Below are 18,418 nucleotides of genomic sequence, written 5' to 3'. Positions count from 1 at the left end.
AGCAGTGCCGGTGTCCCACGGAACAGGGCTGGTGCCGGACCCGCAGGGGCCGGAGTACGGCTGCCGAACGGTGGGAGCGCCCGGAATGAAGCGGGCCCGGGCGGTGTTGATACCAGCAGACCCGACCGCGAGGAGAGAGCCATGCTGGATCCACGAACCCTGTACAACACGGACGCCGAGGTGTTCGGCGACCCGGAGACCAAGGGGCTTCCCCTGCTCGTGAGCCTCACCGGCTTCATGGACGCCGGGCACGTCGTCTCCCAGGTGAGCGAGGAACTGCTGGAGATCCTCGACCACGACCTGGTTGCCGAGTTCGACGCCGACCAGCTCATGGACTACCGCGGACGGCGCCCGAAGATCACCTTCTCCGAGGACCACCTCACGGACTACCAGCCGCACCGGCTCGAGCTGCACCGGCTGTACGACGGCCTGGGCGAGCCTTTCCTGCTCCTGACCGGCGTCGAGCCCGACCTGCAGTGGGAGCGCTTCGCGAGCGCCGTCGTCGGACTCGTGGAGAACCTCGAGGTGCCCCTCATCTCGTGGATCCACGCCATCCCGATGCCGGTGCCGCACACCCGTCCGATCGGTGTGACGCTCCACGGCAACCGCTCCGACCTGATCGACGGCATGAACGCCTGGCGGCCGACCGCCGAACTGCAGGCGTCCATCGGCCACGTGCTGGAACTTCGGCTCATCGAGGCCGGGCACGACGTCGTGGGCCACGTCATCCACGTTCCCCACTACCTCTCGGAGGCCGAGTACCCGCCCGCCGCGGTGGCCGGGCTGGAGTACCTGGGGGCCACGGCGCGCCTGGTGCTGCCGACGGACCGGCTGCGCGAGACGGGACGCGACGTCGAGCGCCAGATCGCACGGCAGGTCGGCAACTCGGCGGAGGTGCAGTCCGTCGTCGCCTCGCTGGAGAAGCGGTACGACGAGTACGCGGAGGGAGCCGAACGCAGGTCACTGCTGGTCAAGGAGAACAGCGAACTGGCCAGCGCCGAGGAGCTGGGTGCCGCGGTCGAGGCGTACCTGGCGAGCCCGCAGGCGGAGGAGGAGTCCACCCTGCTGTGGGACACGGAGTTCCTCGGCACGAGCCCGATCGACTACGGCAGCCGCAGCGACCGCGAGGAGCCCACGACGCCCGAGGGACACGACGACGACGGACCGTCCGGGCCGGAGCCGCGCTCCCTGGCCTAGTGCACCCGGACCCGTAGCCAGGACGCACTCCCCAGGACGCGCTCCCGCCGCGTAGAGCGAGCAGGCAGTATCGAGCCCGCCCACCGCACCGGTGGGCGGGCTTTCGCATAACCGGGCTTTCCCGTAACCGGGCTTTCCCGTAACCGGGCTTTCCCGTAACCGGGCTTTCCCGTAACCGGGCTTTCCCGTAACCGGGCTTTCCCGTAACCGGGCTTTCCCGTAACCGGGCTTTCCCGTAACCGGGCTTTCCCGTAACCGGGCTTTCCCGTAACCGGGCTTTCCCGTAACCGGGCTTTCCCGTAACCGGGCGAAGCGGGAGCAGGGCGCCCGGTGCGCCGCGCAATAATGGGGGAGTGAATTCTTCGAGGGCGCTTCTGGTCTGGGCAGCAGGTGTGGCGGCCTATCTCGTCGCAGTCACCCAGCGGACCACCTTCGGGGTGGCCGGACTCGAGGCGACAGATCGTTTCGAAGCCTCCGCGTCGCAGTTGTCGGTCTTCACCGTGGTGCAGCTGCTCGTCTACGCGGGCCTGCAGGTGCCCGTCGGTGTCCTCGTGGACCGTTGGGGTCCCCGTGTCCTCATCGTCGCGGGCGGAGTGCTCATGGCGCTGGGCCAGGCACAGTTGGCCTTCGCGGACTCCGTCGCTGCCGGCATCGTCGGGCGCCTGTTCGTGGGCGCCGGCGACGCCACCACCTTCATCAGTGTCATTCGGCTGCTGCCCGCCTGGTTCGAGCCCCGGCGGATCCCGGTCCTCACCCAGTGGACGGGCATCATCGGCCAGCTGGGCCAGGTGGTCTCCGTCCTGCCGTTCGTGGCACTGCTGTCGACGTTCGGGTGGCAGACAGCCTTCCTCTCGGCCGCGGCCTTCTCCGCGCTCGCCGTCGTCCTCTCCGTCACCGTGATCCGCGACTCGCCGCACGCCAGCGAGCGCTCTCCGCAGACGCTCAGGCAGACCGGCATCTCGCTCGCGGAGGCGTGGAGGCAACCGGGTACGCGCCTGGGGCTGTGGTCGCACTTCACCGTCCAGTTCCCCGGGACCGTCTTCGTCCTCATGTGGGGGTACCCCTACCTTGTGCGCGCCGAGAAGGTCGGGGAGGGCGTTGCCTCCGCCCTCATGACGCTGTTCGTCGCCGTGGGTATCGCCTGCGGGCCGCTCCTCGGACGCTACGTGGGCAGGCACCCCCTGCGGCGGTCCACGATGGTGCTCGCGATCGTCGCCCTGATGGCCGGAGTCTGGCTCACAGTGCTGCTCTACCCCGGACCGGCGCCCCTGCCTCTCCTGGCGCTGCTGGTGATCGCCCTGGCGATCGGCGGGCCCGGCTCCATGATCGCCTTCGACTTCGCCCGCACCTTCAATCCCGCAGGCAGGATGGGAACGGCGACCGGCATCGTCAACATCGGCGGATTCATGGCGTCACTCCTGTCCATGTTCGTCATCGGGATCATTCTCGACGTCCTCCTCGGAACCGGTTTCTCGCAGGGCGACCTCTACGCCCTCCCGTCCTTCCGGCTGGCGATGTCCGTGCAACTCGTCATCCTCGCGGCCGGGACCGCCGCCCTGCTCATCGCGCGGCGGCGGGTGCGGCGGCAGATGGCCCAGCAGGGCGTGGTCGTCCCGCCCATCCGCGACGCCCTCGCCCGCGAGCGCCGGCGCCGCCGCGACCAGAAGGCCGCACGGAAGCCCCAGGGCGGCTGAACTCGTCCCTGGGCCTGCCGGCGACCACTTGTCCACATAGGGCCCGAAGGCCGACCGCGCGCAACCCAGGACCAGCAGGCTGGCGGTATGTCTTCTCCCATGAGCCCCGCGCCGGGCCGGTCCCCGTCCTTCGCCGTCACCTCGCCGGCGGACATCCTGTCCTATGTACCCCATGCGCTCGGCTTCATGCCCGACGAGAGCCTTGTGGTGCTCACGACCACGGGCAGGAGGCTGGGGGCGACCCTGCGGGTGGACCTGCCCGCGGACGAAGCGGATCCCCTCGCGTTCGCGGAGGGTGTGCTTTCCTTCCTGGAGGGCGACACCGGCGCCGACGGAACACTCCTGGTGATCTATACGAAGGAAAGCTGGCAGCGCCTGGAGCCTCCGCCGCGTAACGGACTCGTGGGGACCATCGACGCCGTGCTCCTGGCCGCCGGGTTGCCGGTCCGAGCAGGGTGGTGCGTCTCGCCGACCGGGTGGCGCGACTTCTTCTGTACCGACGAGGAATGCTGCCCGTGGCCCGGGCAGCCGCTGGACGCCGTCCTCTCGAGCCCCCTCGCGGCCGAGTTGATCTTCGGTGGAAGCGCATTCGATGCATCCCCCTCCGAGGCCGTCCTCCGGATGGCGCCCGCCGTCGGGGGAGAGGAAGCCGCAGTGGCGCCAGGGATACCGGCCGTCGAGGACGCCCAGGCACACTACGCCGCCTGTTGCGCCGGCCGATGGACCGCACCGGCTCAGTTCCGGGCGACCTCCGCCGTGTGGGATGCCGTGATCCTGCGGCAGGAGGTGTTCGAGGTGGAGGCCGAGCCCGGGATCGCAGGGTTCCTCCTGGCCAGTATCGAGTCCCGGGCGGTCCGCGACTTCCTCCTGGTGAGTGCGTGCCTCGGGTCTTCCGCAGCACTGGAGGGGGCGGCTGCCTGCGGGCTTCTGGGCTCGGCTGATGCCGCTGCCGTGCCGTCGGGTAGCGCGGCCGCACCTGCCGGATGGATCCTCCCCGACGCGCGGCGTGCAGGGGCACTCCGGACCGCGCTGGCAGGAGTAGCAACGTCGATGGGTGACCCGGCCACCACGACGACGACTGCGGCGTCCAGGGCGCCGGCGACAGGGGCAGTCGCCGCACTGCTCTATGCCGACGTTCTCGCCGGCCGGCACACCGGTGCCGTGGCGTGGAGCCGTGTCGACGCGATGGCATGCATCCTGGCGCGGCTCGCCGCGGTGTCCGACGGCGAATCCCGTGCGGCTGCCCTCACCATGTCCGCCTGGTTCGAATACGCGCGAGGACGCGGTTCCAGGGCGGCGGTCTACCTGGAGGCTGCCGAGCGTGCGGTACCCGGTTACCGGCTGGCCCGCCTGCTGCATGAACTCCTCCGCCGCGGAGGCCTGCCCGCCTGGGCCCGGAAGCGGTCGACCGCGTGGACGCCGGGCCCGCCCCCTGCACCACCGGGCACAGCGTGACGGGAGATCCGGGCCTTCCCTGCGGCAGGGAGGAGGAGCAACGACGCTCGTCGCGCATTTCCGGCGTGCGCCCACCACGTGAGACAATCGAGGTTGAGACCCGGTTGGGTCCGTGCATCAGAGAATCACCGAGCATTCCAGAACGGGCGTCGCAGGCGAGCGATTTCCGGGGGAATAGCAAGGGCGGCAGGACCGTTCCCTAGGGAGTCGGTTCGGCCGGATTCGTCTGGAGATCAGCGCGGACTTGACAGGGTCATAGTGGTGTTGTCCCTCTGGTTGCACCACACACCGCCGTACGAAAGGTTCTCTGTGCCGGTCAAGAAGACAGCAGTACCCGCGTCGACAGACGCTGGTACCACCACTACCAAGCGCCGGGTAGCGGCCAAGAAGCCTGCCACCAAGGCCGCCTCGTCCGCTGCGGCAGCAAAGGCCTCGACCTCGGACGCACAGGCTGCAGTGGACGCGCTCGATGGAGCGGACCCCGCCCTGGATGTCGCCGTCGACGTCGACCCCGAGGACCTCAAGCCCGAAGCGGCGGAGGTCGGCACGACGACAGGCTTCGTCTACTCGGATGCCGATGACGACGACGCCCCGGCGCAGCAGGTCGTCTCGGCAGGCGCCACCGCCGACCCCGTCAAGGACTACCTCAAGCAGATCGGCAAGGTCGCACTGCTCAACGCCGAGCAGGAAGTGGACCTGGCTCTCCGCATCGAGGCCGGCCTCTTCGCGGAAGAGAAGATCGCCGCCGACCCGGACATGGATCCGAAGCTGAAGCGTGAGCTCGAATTCGTCATCCACGACGGCAAGCGGGCGAAGAACCACCTGCTCGAGGCGAACCTCCGCCTCGTGGTGTCCCTGGCCAAGCGGTACACCGGGCGCGGCATGCTCTTCCTCGACCTGATCCAGGAAGGCAACCTCGGCCTCATCCGTGCCGTCGAGAAGTTCGACTACACCAAGGGCTTCAAGTTCTCGACCTACGCCACCTGGTGGATCCGCCAGGCCATCACGCGTGCCATGGCGGACCAGGCCCGGACCATCCGCATCCCGGTCCACATGGTGGAGGTCATTAACAAGCTGGCCCGCGTGCAGCGCCAGATGCTGCAGGACCTCGGCCGCGAGCCCACCCCCGAGGAGCTCGCCCTCGAACTCGACATGACCCCCGAGAAGGTCGTCGAGGTGCAGAAGTACGGCCGCGAGCCCATCTCCCTCCACACCCCCCTGGGCGAGGACGGCGACTCGGAGTTCGGCGACCTCATCGAGGACTCCGAGGCGGTCGTGCCGGCGGATGCCGTGAGCTTCACTCTCCTGCAGGAGCAGCTGCACTCGGTCCTGGACACCCTGTCGGAGCGTGAGGCGGGCGTCGTGGCCATGCGCTTCGGCCTGACCGATGGCCAGCCGAAGACGCTGGACGAGATCGGCAAGGTCTACGGCGTGACGCGTGAGCGCATCCGCCAGATCGAATCGAAGACGATGTCCAAGCTGCGTCACCCGTCGCGTTCGCAGGTGCTGCGGGACTACCTCGACTGATTCGGCAGGATCCGTGAAAAGGGCCCTTTCCTCCGGGAAGGGCCCTTTTCCGTGGCCGGAGGGGTTCGAGCAGGCGTGGCGCGGAGCGCTCGGAGCGGCCCGGGCATGATCGGCGCCGGGCGCGACGCCGCGGCAGGAATGGAAAGCCCCGGACGCAGGAAGGGCCCCCTCCTGCTGGAGGGGGCCCTTCCTTGTGCTTCAGCGCCTGTACACGGAGCGCTTGTTCGTCAGGTAGTGGGTGCGTCTATCGACGGTCAGTCGCCGACGACGGCCGGCTTCTCGTGAAGCCGCTTCGTCTCGTCCTGCCACTCAGAGGTGAGCGGCTTCAGGTTTGCTTCGACGGCGCGCGCGTGGTGGCCGCAGAACAGAAGCTCTCCACCGGAGGACTGAAGGACTGCTCGAACGTAGGCCTGGGCGCCGCATCGGTCACAGCGGTCCAGGGCAGTGAGTTCGCGAGTTGCTACTGCAGTGGTCATGAATGCCTCCTCATGTGGATCGTGTACTCATATAACCACTATTCGTTGCCGGGCCTTCGCAGGTTGGGCCTCCTTTCGCTCCCGGCGTACCAGGGGTATGCGTTCTCCTCGGAGTGGGGGAATGCGCGTCAGGACGCGCCGTCCGCTCGATGTCAGTCGTGCGTAATAAACTGAAGGCACTCTTTCCCCGCCATCACCCTCCTGACGCCTGTCCTGGATCGTGCCGTTCCGCCAAGGAGACCATCCCACCGTGACACCCCCCACTTCGGACTACACAGCCCGGCACCTCTCCGTCCTCGAGGGCCTCGAAGCAGTCCGCAAGCGTCCCGGAATGTACATCGGGTCCACGGATTCACGCGGCCTGATGCACTGCCTCTGGGAGATCATCGACAACTCCGTCGACGAGGCGCTGGCGGGATACGGCCAGAGCATCACGGTGATCCTGCACGCCGACGGCTCCGTGGAGATCCACGACGACGGCCGCGGCATCCCTGTGGACATCGAACCCAAGACGGGCCTGAGCGGCGTCGAGGTCGTCTTCACGAAGCTCCATGCCGGAGGCAAGTTCGGCGGCGGATCCTACACGGCATCCGGCGGCCTCCACGGCGTCGGAGCGAGTGTCGTCAACGCCCTGTCCTCCCGGCTGGACGTCTTCGTCGACCGCGGCAGCAAGACCTATGCGATGTCCTTCCGGCGCGGTGAGCCGGGGATCTTCAAGGATGCCCGGACGCCGTCGCCCACGTCCGTCTTCGAACCCTTCCTCGACGGCTCGCGCCTCGAGGTCGTGGGAACGGCCAAGCGCGGCGTCACGGGCACGCGCATCCGGTACTGGGCCGACCGCCAGATCTTCACCCCCGACGCGACCTTCTCCTACGAGGAGCTGCAGACGCGCGCGCGGCAGACCTCGTTCCTGGTGCCGGGCCTCCGCATCGCGCTGAGGGACGAGCGGAAGCTCCCGGGCACGCCGGGCGAGTCGGGTCCGGTGGAGGAGGTCTTCCAGCACGACGGCGGCATCTCCGAGTACGCCGAGTTCCTGGCACTCGACGCGCCGGTCACGGACGTGTGGCGCTTCCAGGGATCGGGACGCTTCAAGGAGTCCGTGCCCGTGCTCGACGAGCGTGGACACAGCCAGATGGCGGAGGTGGAGCGTGACTGCGACGTCGACATCGCCCTGCGCTGGGGCATCGGCTACGAGACCACGGTCCGGAGCTACGTGAACATCATCGCCACCCCCAAGGGCGGCACGCACCAAAGCGGCTTCGAGCAGGCGCTGCTGAAGACCTTCCGGAAGGTCATCGAGGCCAACGCCCGCAAACTGAAGGCCGGTACCGACAAGATCGAGAAGGACGACGTCTTCGCCGGCCTGACCGCCGTTCTGACGGTGCGCCTCGCCGAGCCCCAGTTCGAGGGCCAGACCAAGGAGATCCTCGGAACGTCCGCCGTCAAGGCCATCGTGGCGCGCGTGGTCGAGAAGGAACTGCAGGCCCGCCTGTCCTCCTCGGCGCGCAACGACAAGGCACAGTCGGCGCTGCTGCTCGAGAAGGTCGTCGCCGAGATGAAGTCCCGGATCTCGGCCCGGGTCCACAAGGAGACCCAGCGGCGCAAGAACGCCCTCGAGACCTCGACCATGCCGGCCAAGCTCGCGGACTGCAGGATCGACGACCAGGAGCGGTCCGAGCTCTTCATCGTCGAGGGCGACAGCGCGCTCGGCACCGCCAAGCTTGCGCGGTCCTCCGACTACCAGGCGCTGCTTCCCATCCGGGGGAAGATCCTCAACGTGCAGAAGGCATCGGTGGGGGACATGCTGTCCAACGCGGAGTGCGCCGCCCTCATCCAGGTCGTCGGCGCCGGCTCGGGGCGGAGCTTCCAGCTCGATGCGCGGCGGTACGGCAAGGTGATCCTGATGACGGATGCGGATGTCGACGGCGCCCACATCCGCACACTGCTCCTGACGCTGTTCTTCCGGTACATGCGTCCGCTGGTCGAGGCCGGGCGGGTCTACGCCGCCGTCCCGCCCCTGCACCGTGTGGAGGTGATCAACGGTGGTTCGAAGGCCAACGAGATGATCTACACGTATTCGGAAGCGGAACTCACACGCCTCCTGGCCGCCATGGAGAAGAAGGGCAAGCGGTACAAGTCACCTATTCAGCGCTACAAGGGCCTCGGCGAGATGGACGCGGGACAACTCGCGGAGACCACCATGGATCCGCGGCATCGCACCCTGCGGCGCGTGCGGATCCAGGAGGCCGAATCGGCCGAGCGGGTGTTCAACCTGCTGATGGGAAGCGACGTCGCTCCCCGCAAGGACTTCATCGTCGCGGGAGCCTCATCCCTGGACCGAGACCGCATCGACGCCTGATCAAATTCGCCTGATGATCCCTGATCGACCCGTGATCGACCCGTGATCGACTCCTGAGCGACGACGCCGGGCCGGTGGGAAAGCCTCACTGCCTTGGCGGAGCGCTTCCTGGAGATTCCCGTCCGTACCTTCGGCGCTCCGTACCTTCAGCGATGCGCACCGCCATGGCCGGCCCCGAGACCGAGGGCCGGCGTGGCAGTCCGTCACGGAACTTCTGAGCCGGGGGGCGGGGGGAAAGGGGACCTGTGCCCATTGCACGCTACTCCCGGGCTGGGAAAATCGGCCTTGAGCCCGGCCCTCACCAGCTGGCCGTAGGACTGGACGCGGCCGCCTTCAGGGCCCTCGAGTTTGGGCGTGTCATTCAGGCCCGAGTACGAACAGACGGAGTTGGCGTGAGCCGGGCCTCGCTCCACCTGGCCCGCCGCGAATGCCGGGGATGTACTCAGACCTGCCAGTGCCAGGGCGCAGACTGCAGCGCCGAGTAGTGATGTCTTGCGCATGTAGTGCCTCGATCTCTAGAAGTGCTCTTGCTTCCAGGTTGCCGACGCACGCGCGCGGTAGTGGTTGCAAACCACGACACTGCCCAGCGCAGGTCTGCTCCCTACGAACCCACCGAGGCCCGTGCCGCGAAGTCTACGCATGAGGCTGCACAGGTGGAAGAGGGGTGAGAAGGGGGTTTTTGCCCCCTCCGACCACCCGACGCCCACGATCGACGAGGAAAGGGCGGCGCCTGGCCTCCGAAAGGGAGGGCGGTCAGCCGAGGAGTTCGGGAGCCACCAGCAGGACGGGCGGAACCACCAGCAGCAGGCCCGCGGCGGACAGGGCTGCGGCCTGCTGGATCCTGCTGAGGGGCGGCAGGGGAGTGAGTAGCCGCCGCAGCCGGTGGGCTGTCGACTGCGCATCCGTGGTGCCGCCGGTCACGGCCGTCGTCCCGGGTGCCGAGCCCGGTCGGCCCTCCTCGCCGAGCGGATCCTCGAGCGCGTCCTGCGCCGAGGAGGACGTCGGCAGGGCACCGGAGCCGACGATGGCGATGGCCCGTACGAGCGTCGGCTCGTCCACGGTACGGAGGGCCTCGTCGTCGGCCAGCATCTCGATGAGTTCGCTCACCGCCCGCTGTGCCAGCTGCGACGTCGGCAGCCACGGCAGGGCCGACCGCCACGCGGCGAACGCCCACAGCAGCAGGTGGTGGCGTTGGTGCAGGTGCGCGCTCTCGTGGAGGAGGACCGCGTCGAGCTCGGCACGGGACAGGAGGCCCATGAGGCCGTCGGACATGACGGTGACCGACCGGGCCCCGCCGGGGAGGCAGTAGGCCACGGGCGCGGGATGACTGATCACGAGCGTCGCGGGCTGATCGGCGGCGGGAGAGCTCAGCAGGTTGAGCATGTCCCGGTGACGTCTGCGCTGTCGTCGGATCCGGATGAAGGTCAGGACCAGGGTGAAGACGAGGTGCCCGAACAACAGGGTGGCAGCACTGATCGCGAAGACGTGGATCACGCCGAGCGTCTGGGCCGACTCGTCATCGATCAGGATGTTGAAGAACCCCGCCGATGCCGACACGAGGTTGTCGCCCAGCGGCTGGAGGCCCCAGACGAGCATCGCCCCGATCATGGACAGGCCGCCGGCGAGCGCGATCGACTGCCAGAGCACCATGGCGGTGAAGGGTGCGCGTGCGGGCCAGGAGGCGCGTGACAGGGCGATCGGGGCGGGCCACGCGAGGATGATCGCGAGTGCCGCGAGCAGGTACGAGGCCCAGAACACGGACGGGTCAGCTGCCGCCGAGCAGCTTGCGGAGGGTCTCTGCTTCTGCCTCGGAGACGCTGCCGATGAAGCGGGCCAGGACGGCTTCGCGGTCCGGCGCCGTCACGAGTACTTCGTGCATGAGTTCGGCCGTGTGGTCCTCGCGGCTCGTGACGGACCTGTACCGGTGCGGGCGGCTGTCGCGCTCCCGCTCCACCAGGCCCTTCTTCTCCAGGCGCGACAGCACCGTGAGTACCGTGGTGACGGCGAGTTCCCGTCCCACTTCTCCCGTCGGCGCCTCGGCGATGGCGTCGCGCAGTTCGTTTGCCGTCAATGCCTCCGGCGCAGCCCACAGCAGGTCCATCACTGTGCGTTCGAGGTCTCCGAGCGTTGCCATGTTCTTCCTTCAATCAAAACGCGATCCCGGTCCGTCTCGGACCCGGATCCGCTCCCCACCGGGAGCTAGAAGCGTGGTGCATCTAACGTACAACGTCGCGGTCAACATTTCTACTCCACGTAGAAATGAGGGCGGATTTGTTCTACGATGTGTAGAAGAAGTTCTTCTACGGCGTGTAGAAGTCTCGCCGTCGCCGACGCCAGGCGCTGCTGAAAGGGCCCGATGGAAGCCTTGGAAATTGCCAGGTGGCAATTCGGAATCACGACTGTCTACCACTTCCTCATGGTCCCCCTGACCATCGGGCTGGGGCTCCTGGTCGCCGGGATGCAGACCGTGTGGCACCGCACCGGCAAGGAGCACTACCTCCGCATGACGAAGTTCTGGGGGAAGCTCTTCCTCATCAACTTCATCATGGGCGTGGCTACGGGACTGGTGCAGGAGTTCCAGTTCGGTATGGCGTGGAGCGAGTACAGCCGCTTCGTGGGCGACGTGTTCGGGGCGCCCCTGGCCATGGAGGCGCTGCTCGCCTTCTTCGTCGAGTCGACCTTCCTCGGCCTATGGATCTTCGGGTGGGGCCGGTTGCCCCGGCTCATCCACCTGCTGTGCCTCTGGGCGGCCGTCCTGGCCTCGGTCCTCTCCGCCTACTTCATCCTCGTGGCCAACTCCTGGATGCAGCACCCCGTGGGCGTCGAGATGGTCGACGGCCGGCCCGTGATGGTGGATGCGTGGGCGGTCTTCACCAACAACACGGCCCTCGTCGCCTTCCCACACACCGTCTTCGGCGCCCTTGCGGTCGCAGGGGCCTTCCTTCTCGGCATCAGCTGGTACCACCTGTGGAAGCGGCGCCGCGACGGCCTCGACACCCTCGGCGAGGACGGGACCGTCGTCGTCGGCGACCCGGGCGGTGCCCGGGGTGCGGTGGACCACAGGGTATGGCTCCGCTCGGCCCGGGCCGGCGCCGTCGTCGCCATGATCGCCTTCGCGGGCACCGGGATCACGGGCGACCTGCAGGGCAAGCTCATGTTCGACCAGCAGCCCATGAAGATGGCCGCCGCGGAGGCCGCCTGCCACGACGGCACGGGCTTCTCGATCCTGTCCGTCGGTAACCTCGGTGCGCAGAGCTGCGACGACATCACCGCGGTCATCGAGGTTCCCGGGGTGCTGTCCTTCCTCGCCAACGGCGACTTCACCACCGAGGTCAAGGGCGTCAACACCCTTCTGCCCGAGTACCAGGAGAAGTACGGCACCACGCTCCCGGACGACCCGATGTACGGCGAGCGTGCCGGTACCGCGATCGACTACCTGCCCGTCATGGAGGTCACCTACTGGGGCTTCCGCATCATGATCGGTTTCGGCGCGATCGCAGCAGCGGCCGCCGCCGCAGCCCTCTGGGTCCTCCGCCGGGGGACCGTGCCGGAGTCCCGGTGGCTCATGAGGCTCGCGGTGTTCGGCATCCTCGCTCCCTTCGGGGCGAACTCGGCGGGCTGGATCTTCACCGAGATGGGACGGCAGCCGTTCGTCGTCGCGCCCAACCCGGATCCCTCCGGTATCGACAGCGTGTTCATGTTCACCGCGGCAGCCGTATCACCCGGCGTGTCGCTGGCCGAACTGGTCGCCTCACTCGTCGCCCTGACGGCCGTGTATGCCGTCCTCCTCGTGGTCGAGGTCCGGCTCCTCTTCACCTACGTGCGCGGCGGCACGGCGTCGGCCATGCCCGAGTTGGCGCACGCCGCCGGCCCGCACGACGAGGCGTCGCACCCCGACAGGAAGGACGACGGCGATGTGCTGGCCTTTGCCTACTGACCCGGCCGCCGGCGCAACCGCCGCAACCGTTCCTGCTCCCGCATCCCCGACGTCCCCGAACGCCTGGAAGGTTCTCCGATGACCGAGGCACTGCCTACCGTCTGGTTCGTCCTGATCGCCGTGCTGTGGGCCGGCTATCTCTTCCTCGAAGGCTTCGACCTCGGAGTGGGGATGCTGATGAAGCTGATGGCCCGCAACGACACCCAGCGCCGCGTCCTCCTCAACACGGTCGGCCCCGTGTGGGACGGCAACGAGGTGTGGCTCGTGACGGCCATCGGCGCGATGTTCGCCGCATTCCCGCACTGGTACGCCTCCCTCCTATCGGCGCTGTACCTGCCCTTCCTGCTCGTGCTCCTCGGCCTGATCTTCCGGGCTGTCGCCTTCGAATACCGCGGCAAGCGGGACAGCGACGCCTGGCGCGACCGCTGGGACTGGGCGATCGCCCTCGGCTCCTTCACGGCTGCCGCGGGCATCGGTGCGGCCCTCGCGCTGACGACGACGGGACTGCCGCTCGACGCCGACGGCAACCGCGTGGGCGGAACCTTCGCCTGGGCCACCGGCTCCGCGCTCCTCGGAGCGGCCGGCGTCGTCCTGTTCTGCCTCGTCCATGCTGCGGCCTTCGTCGCGCTCAAGACCGAGGGGGGAGTACGGGTGCAGGCGGACCGCCTGTTCCGCCGCCTGCTGCCGGTCGCGATGATCCCGTTCCTGGGGTGGGCGCTCCTCGTCCAGCTCGACACCGGGTCGGCGGTGACCTGGCTCGTCGTCGTGCTCGCCGTCGGATCCCTGGCAGCCGCCTACCGCTCCTCCGTCGCGGGCCGCGACGGGCGCGCGTTCGCCGCTCTGGGAGTCGGGATGCTCGCGCTCGTGGGATCGATCTTCGGTGCGGTGTTCCCCGTGGTCCTGCCCTCGACCCTCGACCCGGCATTCGACCTGACGGTGCAGAACGCATCCTCCTCGCCCTATACGCTCGGTCTGATGAGCGTGGTCGCGTGCTTCGGGGTTCCGCTCGTCCTTGCCTACCAGGCCTGGACGTACTGGGTCTTCCGGCAGCGTGTCTCCGAGGCGAGCATTCCCGCGGCGCACCCCGTGACAGCCCTGTGAGCGGAGCCACCAGGACGCCCGTGCCCGACCTCCCGAGCCCCATTCAGGCCGTCGCCGGGACCAGCGGACCAGGCGCCGGGACCAGCGGACACGAGGCCGGACAGGAGGCCGGACAGGAGGCCCGACCGGAGGCCCGCCGGGTGTCGCCGATGGCCGTGCTGAGGTCCGGGGGGCCGGCGGGAGCCGCTGGTTCGGCGTCGGCGGTCTACCTTCTCGGAGTCCTCGCCGCCGCCCGGGCCGGAGGGCTGGTGCTCCTGGCCCAGGCCCTCGCGCTCGGGATCGCGTCCGTCGCCGCCGGAACCCTGGACGTCCGCGCCGTCCTGCTGCAGGGAGTCCTCGGTGCCGCGTTGCGGACCGTCGCGGCGTGGGGCCAGGACGCCACCGCCGCCCGCCTCGCGCTCGGAGTCAAGGAGCGGCTGCGCGAGGCCGCCCTGCTCCGTGTGCTCGATGACGGCGGCACCACGCAGGCAGCGCCGGCCGGCAGCGGGCAGGGTTCCCTCGCCGTGCTCCTCACCCGGGGGATCGACGGCCTCGACAAGTACTACACGCAGTACCTCCCTGCGCTCATCACCTGCGCGGTGGTCCCGCTCCTCGTCGGTGCGCGGATCCTGGCAGCCGACTGGATCAGCGCCCTCATCATCGTCCTCACGGTGCCACTCGTGCCCGTCTTCATGGCACTGATCGGCCTGCACACCCAGGAACGCACGCAGGAGGCCGCAGCCGCCCTGGGGCGCCTGTCCGACCACCTGCTCGAACTCGCGAAGGGTCTGCCCGTCCTCGTGGGACTGGGCCGCGCCGCCGAGCAGACTCGCGCACTGCGCGACATCGCCGGCACCTACACATCGCGCACGATGACGACGCTCCGCACGGTCTTCCTCTCCTCGCTCGCGCTCGAACTCATCAGCACGATCTCGGTCGCCGTCGTCGCGGTGTTCGCGGGCGTGCGCCTCATCCACGGGGATCTCGGCCTGGAGACGGCTCTTGTCGCGCTGATCCTGGCACCCGAGTGCTATGGGCCTCTGCGCGACGTCGGCGCCGCCCACCACGCCAGCGAGGACGGCGAGGAGGCCGGCGCCCGGGTCCACGCCGTCATCGACGCCCCTGCCCGCCCGGCGGCACTCCCCGCTGAACAGCTCCCGGCCGTCCCGGGCAGCATCCGCATCGAGCGGCTCTCGGCCCGCTACGACGGCGTGCTCGCGCCCGTCTTCGAGGACGTCTCCTTCGTGCTCGAACCCGGCTCCGTCACCGCCCTCCGGGGCCCGAGCGGCTCCGGCAAGTCCACCCTCGTGCGGGCGCTCGCCGGGGGAGCGGCCGTCCCGGCAGGGCTCCGACTGGAGGGACGCGTCACCGGGCTCGATGACGGCATCGCCTGGGTCCCGCAGCACCCGCAGCTCCTGATGGGGACGGTCCGCGACGAGCTCGCCCTGTACGGCGGGCTGCCCGCGGATTCCCCGGCCATCGAGGAACACCTGGCCGCCGTCGGCGGTGCGGCCCTAGCATTCCGGCGCAGCGCGGAGTTGAGCCCTGGTGAGTTGCGGCGGGTCGCCGTCGCGCGCGCACTGCTCAGCGCCCAGGACCCGTCGGTCCGGCTCCTGCTGATGGACGAGCCGACGGCGCACGTGGACGCCGAGGCATCCCGTGCCATCCGCGAGGCCATCCTCTCGCGCCGGCCCGGCCTCACCGTCCTCCTGATCGCGCACGACGACGGGACGGCGGGCGTCGCGTCCGCCGAGATCCGCCTTGGGAACGGTTCCGCCGGACAGGCGGCCCCGCGCCTTCCTGCCCCGCAGGCTTCCCCGTCCATCGTCGCGGCACAGCCGGTGTCGCCCGACCAGCCCGCGCCGCACCGGCGCTCCCGCGACACGACCTCATGGCTCTGCTCGGCCAGGGAGGTGCTGGCCCTCGTCCGACCCTGGGACCGGCGATTCCTCGCGGCGGCCGCCCTGGGCCTCGGTGCCTCGGTGTTCGCCGTCGCGCTCACCGCACTGAGCGGGTGGCTGATCGTCCGGGCCGCCGAGCAGCCGCCGATCCTGTACCTCCTCACCGCCATCGTCGGGGTGCGCTTCTTCGGCATCGGGCGTTCCCTCCTGCGGTACGAGGAGCGCCTCTGGCTGCATCGGGCCGTGTTCTCCCGGGCCGACGACACCCGGCTGAGGCTCTGGACCGGGCTCCTCCAGGCTGGCCGCTCCTGGCGCACGATCGCCCGCGGATCCGGCGGGATCGAGCGGCTCGTCGGAGATGTCGACGAACTGCGCGACCTGTCGTCACGCGCCGTCCTGCCGGTCGTCACGGCCGTCCTCACGGGAGTGGCGGCGCTGGCCACCACCGCCGTGCTGCACCCCGCGTCCCTCGGATGGCAGCTCGTGTCCGTCGGCGGTGCGCTCGTGCTGGCCCCGGCTTTGGCCGTGGCGCGTGAGCAGGCCGCCGGGGCTGCCGGCGTGCAGGTGCGCGCGGAGGCCCTCGAACGGGTCACCAGCCTCCTGAGGGCAGCGCCCGACCTGAGGGTGAACGGCGCCCACCGCACAGCACTCGACGCGACGCGGCGCCTGGACGGCCGCGCCGCAGCGGCTTCCCGCCGTTCGGCGGCCGCTGCCGGCGCCTCGACCGCGGTCATCGTCGCTGTCTGCTGCGCCGCGTCGCTCGGGATCCTTCTCGGTGCCACGGGCCTGCCCGCCGATCTCACGGCCGTGCTGGTGCTCATGCAGCTCGCCCTGATCGAACCGTTCGTCGCGGGGACGTCGGCTGTCCAGCACTGGGGTCCGCTGTCGGCCGTGGCCCGTCGCATCACGCCCTGGCTCGGCGCGTCCGACGACGGGCAGGCGGGCGGGCAGGCGGGCGGCAGGAGTGGTGCGGCGCACACCGCACCGCCGGTGCGGACGGTCTCCCTCGAGGACGCCAGCGTCGGCTACGAGCCGGGCCGCCCCGTGGTGAGCGACGTCGCCCTCGAACTCCGCCCAGGACGCTGGACCGGACTCACCGGACCCTCGGGCAGTGGCAAGTCGACCCTGATCGGGGCCCTGCTGGGGTTCCTTCCGCTTGACAGCGGCAGGCTCGTCGTGGACGGACAGCCTGCCACCCCCGGCGAGGCGCCGCGCATCGCCTGGTGCCCCCAGGAAAGCCATCTCTTCAATTCCAGCCTGCGCTCGAACCTGCAGCTCGCGCGCCCGTCCGGGAACCCTGCGACGGACGAGGAACTGCACGCGGCGATCCGCGCCGTCGGGCTGGCGGACATGGTGGCGGGCCTCGCGGAGGGGCTGGACGCACAGGCGGGAGCAGGCGGCTCGCGTCTGTCCGGCGGCCAGCGCCAGCGGCTCGCGGTGGCTCGGGCCCTGCTGACCCGGTCCGGCGTCGTCCTCCTCGATGAGCCGACGGCCCACCTCGATGCCGACGGCGCCCGCTCGCTGCTGGCCGACCTCCGGAGTGGACTCCCCGGCACGGCGGTCCTCCTCGTGACCCACGACCGCAACGAGGCGGCTCTGTGCGACGAGGTGGTGGCGCTGGGTGCCCGGACTTCCGCGTCCCTGCCGATCGAAGCAGTGCAGCGGCCCTGAGGGCACGCCGTCCGACCCGCGGACGGATTCACGCCCCTGCGCCCGCCCTGCCCTACGCTGGCGTCATGAGTACGCGCGAGATCCCCGGACAGGACGCCGACGCCGGCATGCAGCCGCCCGCGGCGCCAGCCCTTCCCGAGATCCTGCAGTGGCGGCCGCTGGGTTACGCGGACATCGAATCCTGGCTGGCGCTGATCCGGCGCATCGCCGCGGTGGACGAGCCGGACTGGGTGGAGCAGCGAGCCGACCTCGAGCAGGCCCTGAGGGCGTCGAAAAACGACCCCCGCCGCGACACCATCGCCGGCTTCGACGGTGACGGCGTGCCACGGGCCTTCGGGCGTCTCTCCATGAACCCCGGCTCCTCGCTCGTGCATGGAGCCGGCGGTGTCGACCCGGCGTGGCGAGGCCGTGGCGTCGGCCGGGCCGTCCTCGCCTGGCAGACCTGGCGCGCCGGCATGCGCCTGCGGGAGACGGGCCAGGCGACGGGAGTCTTCCGGAACTACGTCGAGGAACGCAACAGCTCGCACCTGGCACTGCTCCGGGCGAGCGGCAGCACGATCGTCCGGTACTTCACCGAGATGACCAGGCCGCTCGACCAGCCGATCCCCGACCTGCCGTTCCCTGCGGAACTGGAACTCGTGAGCTTCGCGGAAGGCGCAGGCCGGAACATCGCCGAACTCGTCCGGCTCGCGCACAACGACGCCTTCCAGGACCACTGGGGCAGCGAACCCCGTGACCAGGAGTCGTGGCAGTTCACCGTCAGCCACCCCGAGTTCCGGCCGGACTGGAGCCTGGCGCTCGTCGACCCGGCGAAGGGCGAGGTCGCGGCGTACCAGCTGGCGAGTTACGACCCCGACTCGAAGGAACTCCTCGGCCACTCCGAGGGATACACGGACCTGCTGGGAGTCCGGAGGGCGTGGCGCGGTCGCGGACTCGCACCGGCCCTCCTCGCCGAGGCGATGAGGCGCTACCGGGCCGCGGGCATGGACAACGCGGGGCTCGGCGTCGACACCGAGAATCCTTCCGGTGCCCTCGGGCTCTACGAGCGGATGGGCTACGTGCCCACCCAGCGTTCCATCGTCTTCGACCTCCCGCTTCCGGGCTGATCCAGCCGGACCTCC

At 69.7% G+C, this 18,418-nt stretch carries 12 protein-coding genes; 9 read left to right on the top strand and 3 right to left on the bottom strand.

The genetic code is table 11. The features are described 5' to 3' along the window. Positions 1-141 precede the first annotated feature (141 nt). From P5G52_RS14210 to P5G52_RS14195, 4 genes are all read left to right on the top strand, one after another. Positions 142-1,197 carry a proteasome assembly chaperone family protein gene (locus P5G52_RS14210; RefSeq protein WP_301228416.1) on the top strand — a complete coding sequence of 352 codons (1,056 nt, stop codon included), beginning with the start codon at positions 142-144 and terminating at the stop codon, positions 1,195-1,197. A gap of 353 nt (positions 1,198-1,550) precedes the next feature. Continuing rightward, the gene (locus P5G52_RS14205; protein WP_301228414.1) at positions 1,551-2,891 is read left to right on the top strand and encodes an MFS transporter; all 1,341 of its coding nucleotides are present in this window, start codon (positions 1,551-1,553) and stop codon (positions 2,889-2,891) included. A gap of 87 nt (positions 2,892-2,978) precedes the next feature. Further along, on the top strand, positions 2,979-4,346 hold the full coding sequence (locus tag P5G52_RS14200; RefSeq protein WP_301228412.1) for a DUF4192 domain-containing protein: 1,368 nt from the start codon (positions 2,979-2,981) through the stop codon (positions 4,344-4,346). 309 nt (positions 4,347-4,655) lie between these two features. After that, entirely contained in the window at positions 4,656-5,873 is a 1,218-nt protein-coding gene (locus P5G52_RS14195; RefSeq protein ID WP_301228411.1) for an RNA polymerase sigma factor, read from the top strand. Between the two features lie 254 nt (positions 5,874-6,127). Here the strand turns inward: P5G52_RS14195 and P5G52_RS14190 are convergent, their stop codons facing one another. Beyond that, the gene (locus tag P5G52_RS14190) at positions 6,128-6,349 is read right to left on the bottom strand and encodes a DUF7455 domain-containing protein (RefSeq protein WP_087073639.1); all 222 of its coding nucleotides are present in this window, start codon (positions 6,347-6,349) and stop codon (positions 6,128-6,130) included. 250 nt (positions 6,350-6,599) lie between these two features. On the opposite strand from P5G52_RS14190, the gene P5G52_RS14185 reads away from it, so the two are divergent. Then, positions 6,600-8,708: a DNA gyrase/topoisomerase IV subunit B gene (locus P5G52_RS14185; RefSeq protein ID WP_301228410.1), complete on the top strand. Its 2,109-nt coding sequence runs from the start codon at positions 6,600-6,602 to the stop codon at positions 8,706-8,708. 753 nt (positions 8,709-9,461) lie between these two features. On the opposite strand, the gene P5G52_RS14180 is transcribed toward P5G52_RS14185, so the two are convergent. Both P5G52_RS14180 and P5G52_RS14175 read right to left on the bottom strand, forming a co-directional pair. Further along, a complete protein-coding gene (locus tag P5G52_RS14180) occupies positions 9,462-10,466 on the bottom strand; it encodes a M56 family metallopeptidase (protein ID WP_301228408.1) in 1,005 nt (334 codons plus the stop codon). A 7-nt stretch (positions 10,467-10,473) separates the two neighbouring features. Then, positions 10,474-10,842, bottom strand: a complete 369-nt coding sequence (locus P5G52_RS14175; RefSeq protein WP_301228406.1) for a BlaI/MecI/CopY family transcriptional regulator — start codon at positions 10,840-10,842, stop codon at positions 10,474-10,476. Positions 10,843-11,064: 222 nt separating this feature from the next. On the opposite strand from P5G52_RS14175, the gene P5G52_RS14170 reads away from it, so the two are divergent. The 4 genes from P5G52_RS14170 (at position 11,065) to P5G52_RS14155 (ending at position 18,403) form a co-directional block, all read left to right on the top strand. Then, positions 11,065-12,645 (top strand): cytochrome ubiquinol oxidase subunit I, encoded by a 1,581-nt coding sequence (locus P5G52_RS14170; RefSeq protein ID WP_301228404.1) that lies wholly within the window; start codon positions 11,065-11,067, stop codon positions 12,643-12,645. A gap of 78 nt (positions 12,646-12,723) precedes the next feature. Beyond that, on the top strand, positions 12,724-13,746 hold the full coding sequence (gene cydB / locus P5G52_RS14165; RefSeq protein WP_301228402.1) for a cytochrome d ubiquinol oxidase subunit II: 1,023 nt from the start codon (positions 12,724-12,726) through the stop codon (positions 13,744-13,746). Between the two features lie 20 nt (positions 13,747-13,766). Then, positions 13,767-17,297: a thiol reductant ABC exporter subunit CydD gene (cydD, locus tag P5G52_RS14160; RefSeq protein WP_301228400.1), complete on the top strand. Its 3,531-nt coding sequence runs from the start codon at positions 13,767-13,769 to the stop codon at positions 17,295-17,297. Positions 17,298-17,362: 65 nt separating this feature from the next. After that, a complete protein-coding gene (locus P5G52_RS14155) occupies positions 17,363-18,403 on the top strand; it encodes a GNAT family N-acetyltransferase (protein ID WP_301228398.1) in 1,041 nt (346 codons plus the stop codon). The last annotated feature ends 15 nt before the right edge of the window (positions 18,404-18,418 follow it).

Origin of the sequence: Arthrobacter burdickii (assembly GCF_030433645.1) — a bacterium.
GTDB lineage: Bacteria > Actinomycetota > Actinomycetes > Actinomycetales > Micrococcaceae > Arthrobacter_D > Arthrobacter_D burdickii.
This window is presented reverse-complemented; position numbering and strand designations above follow the sequence as displayed.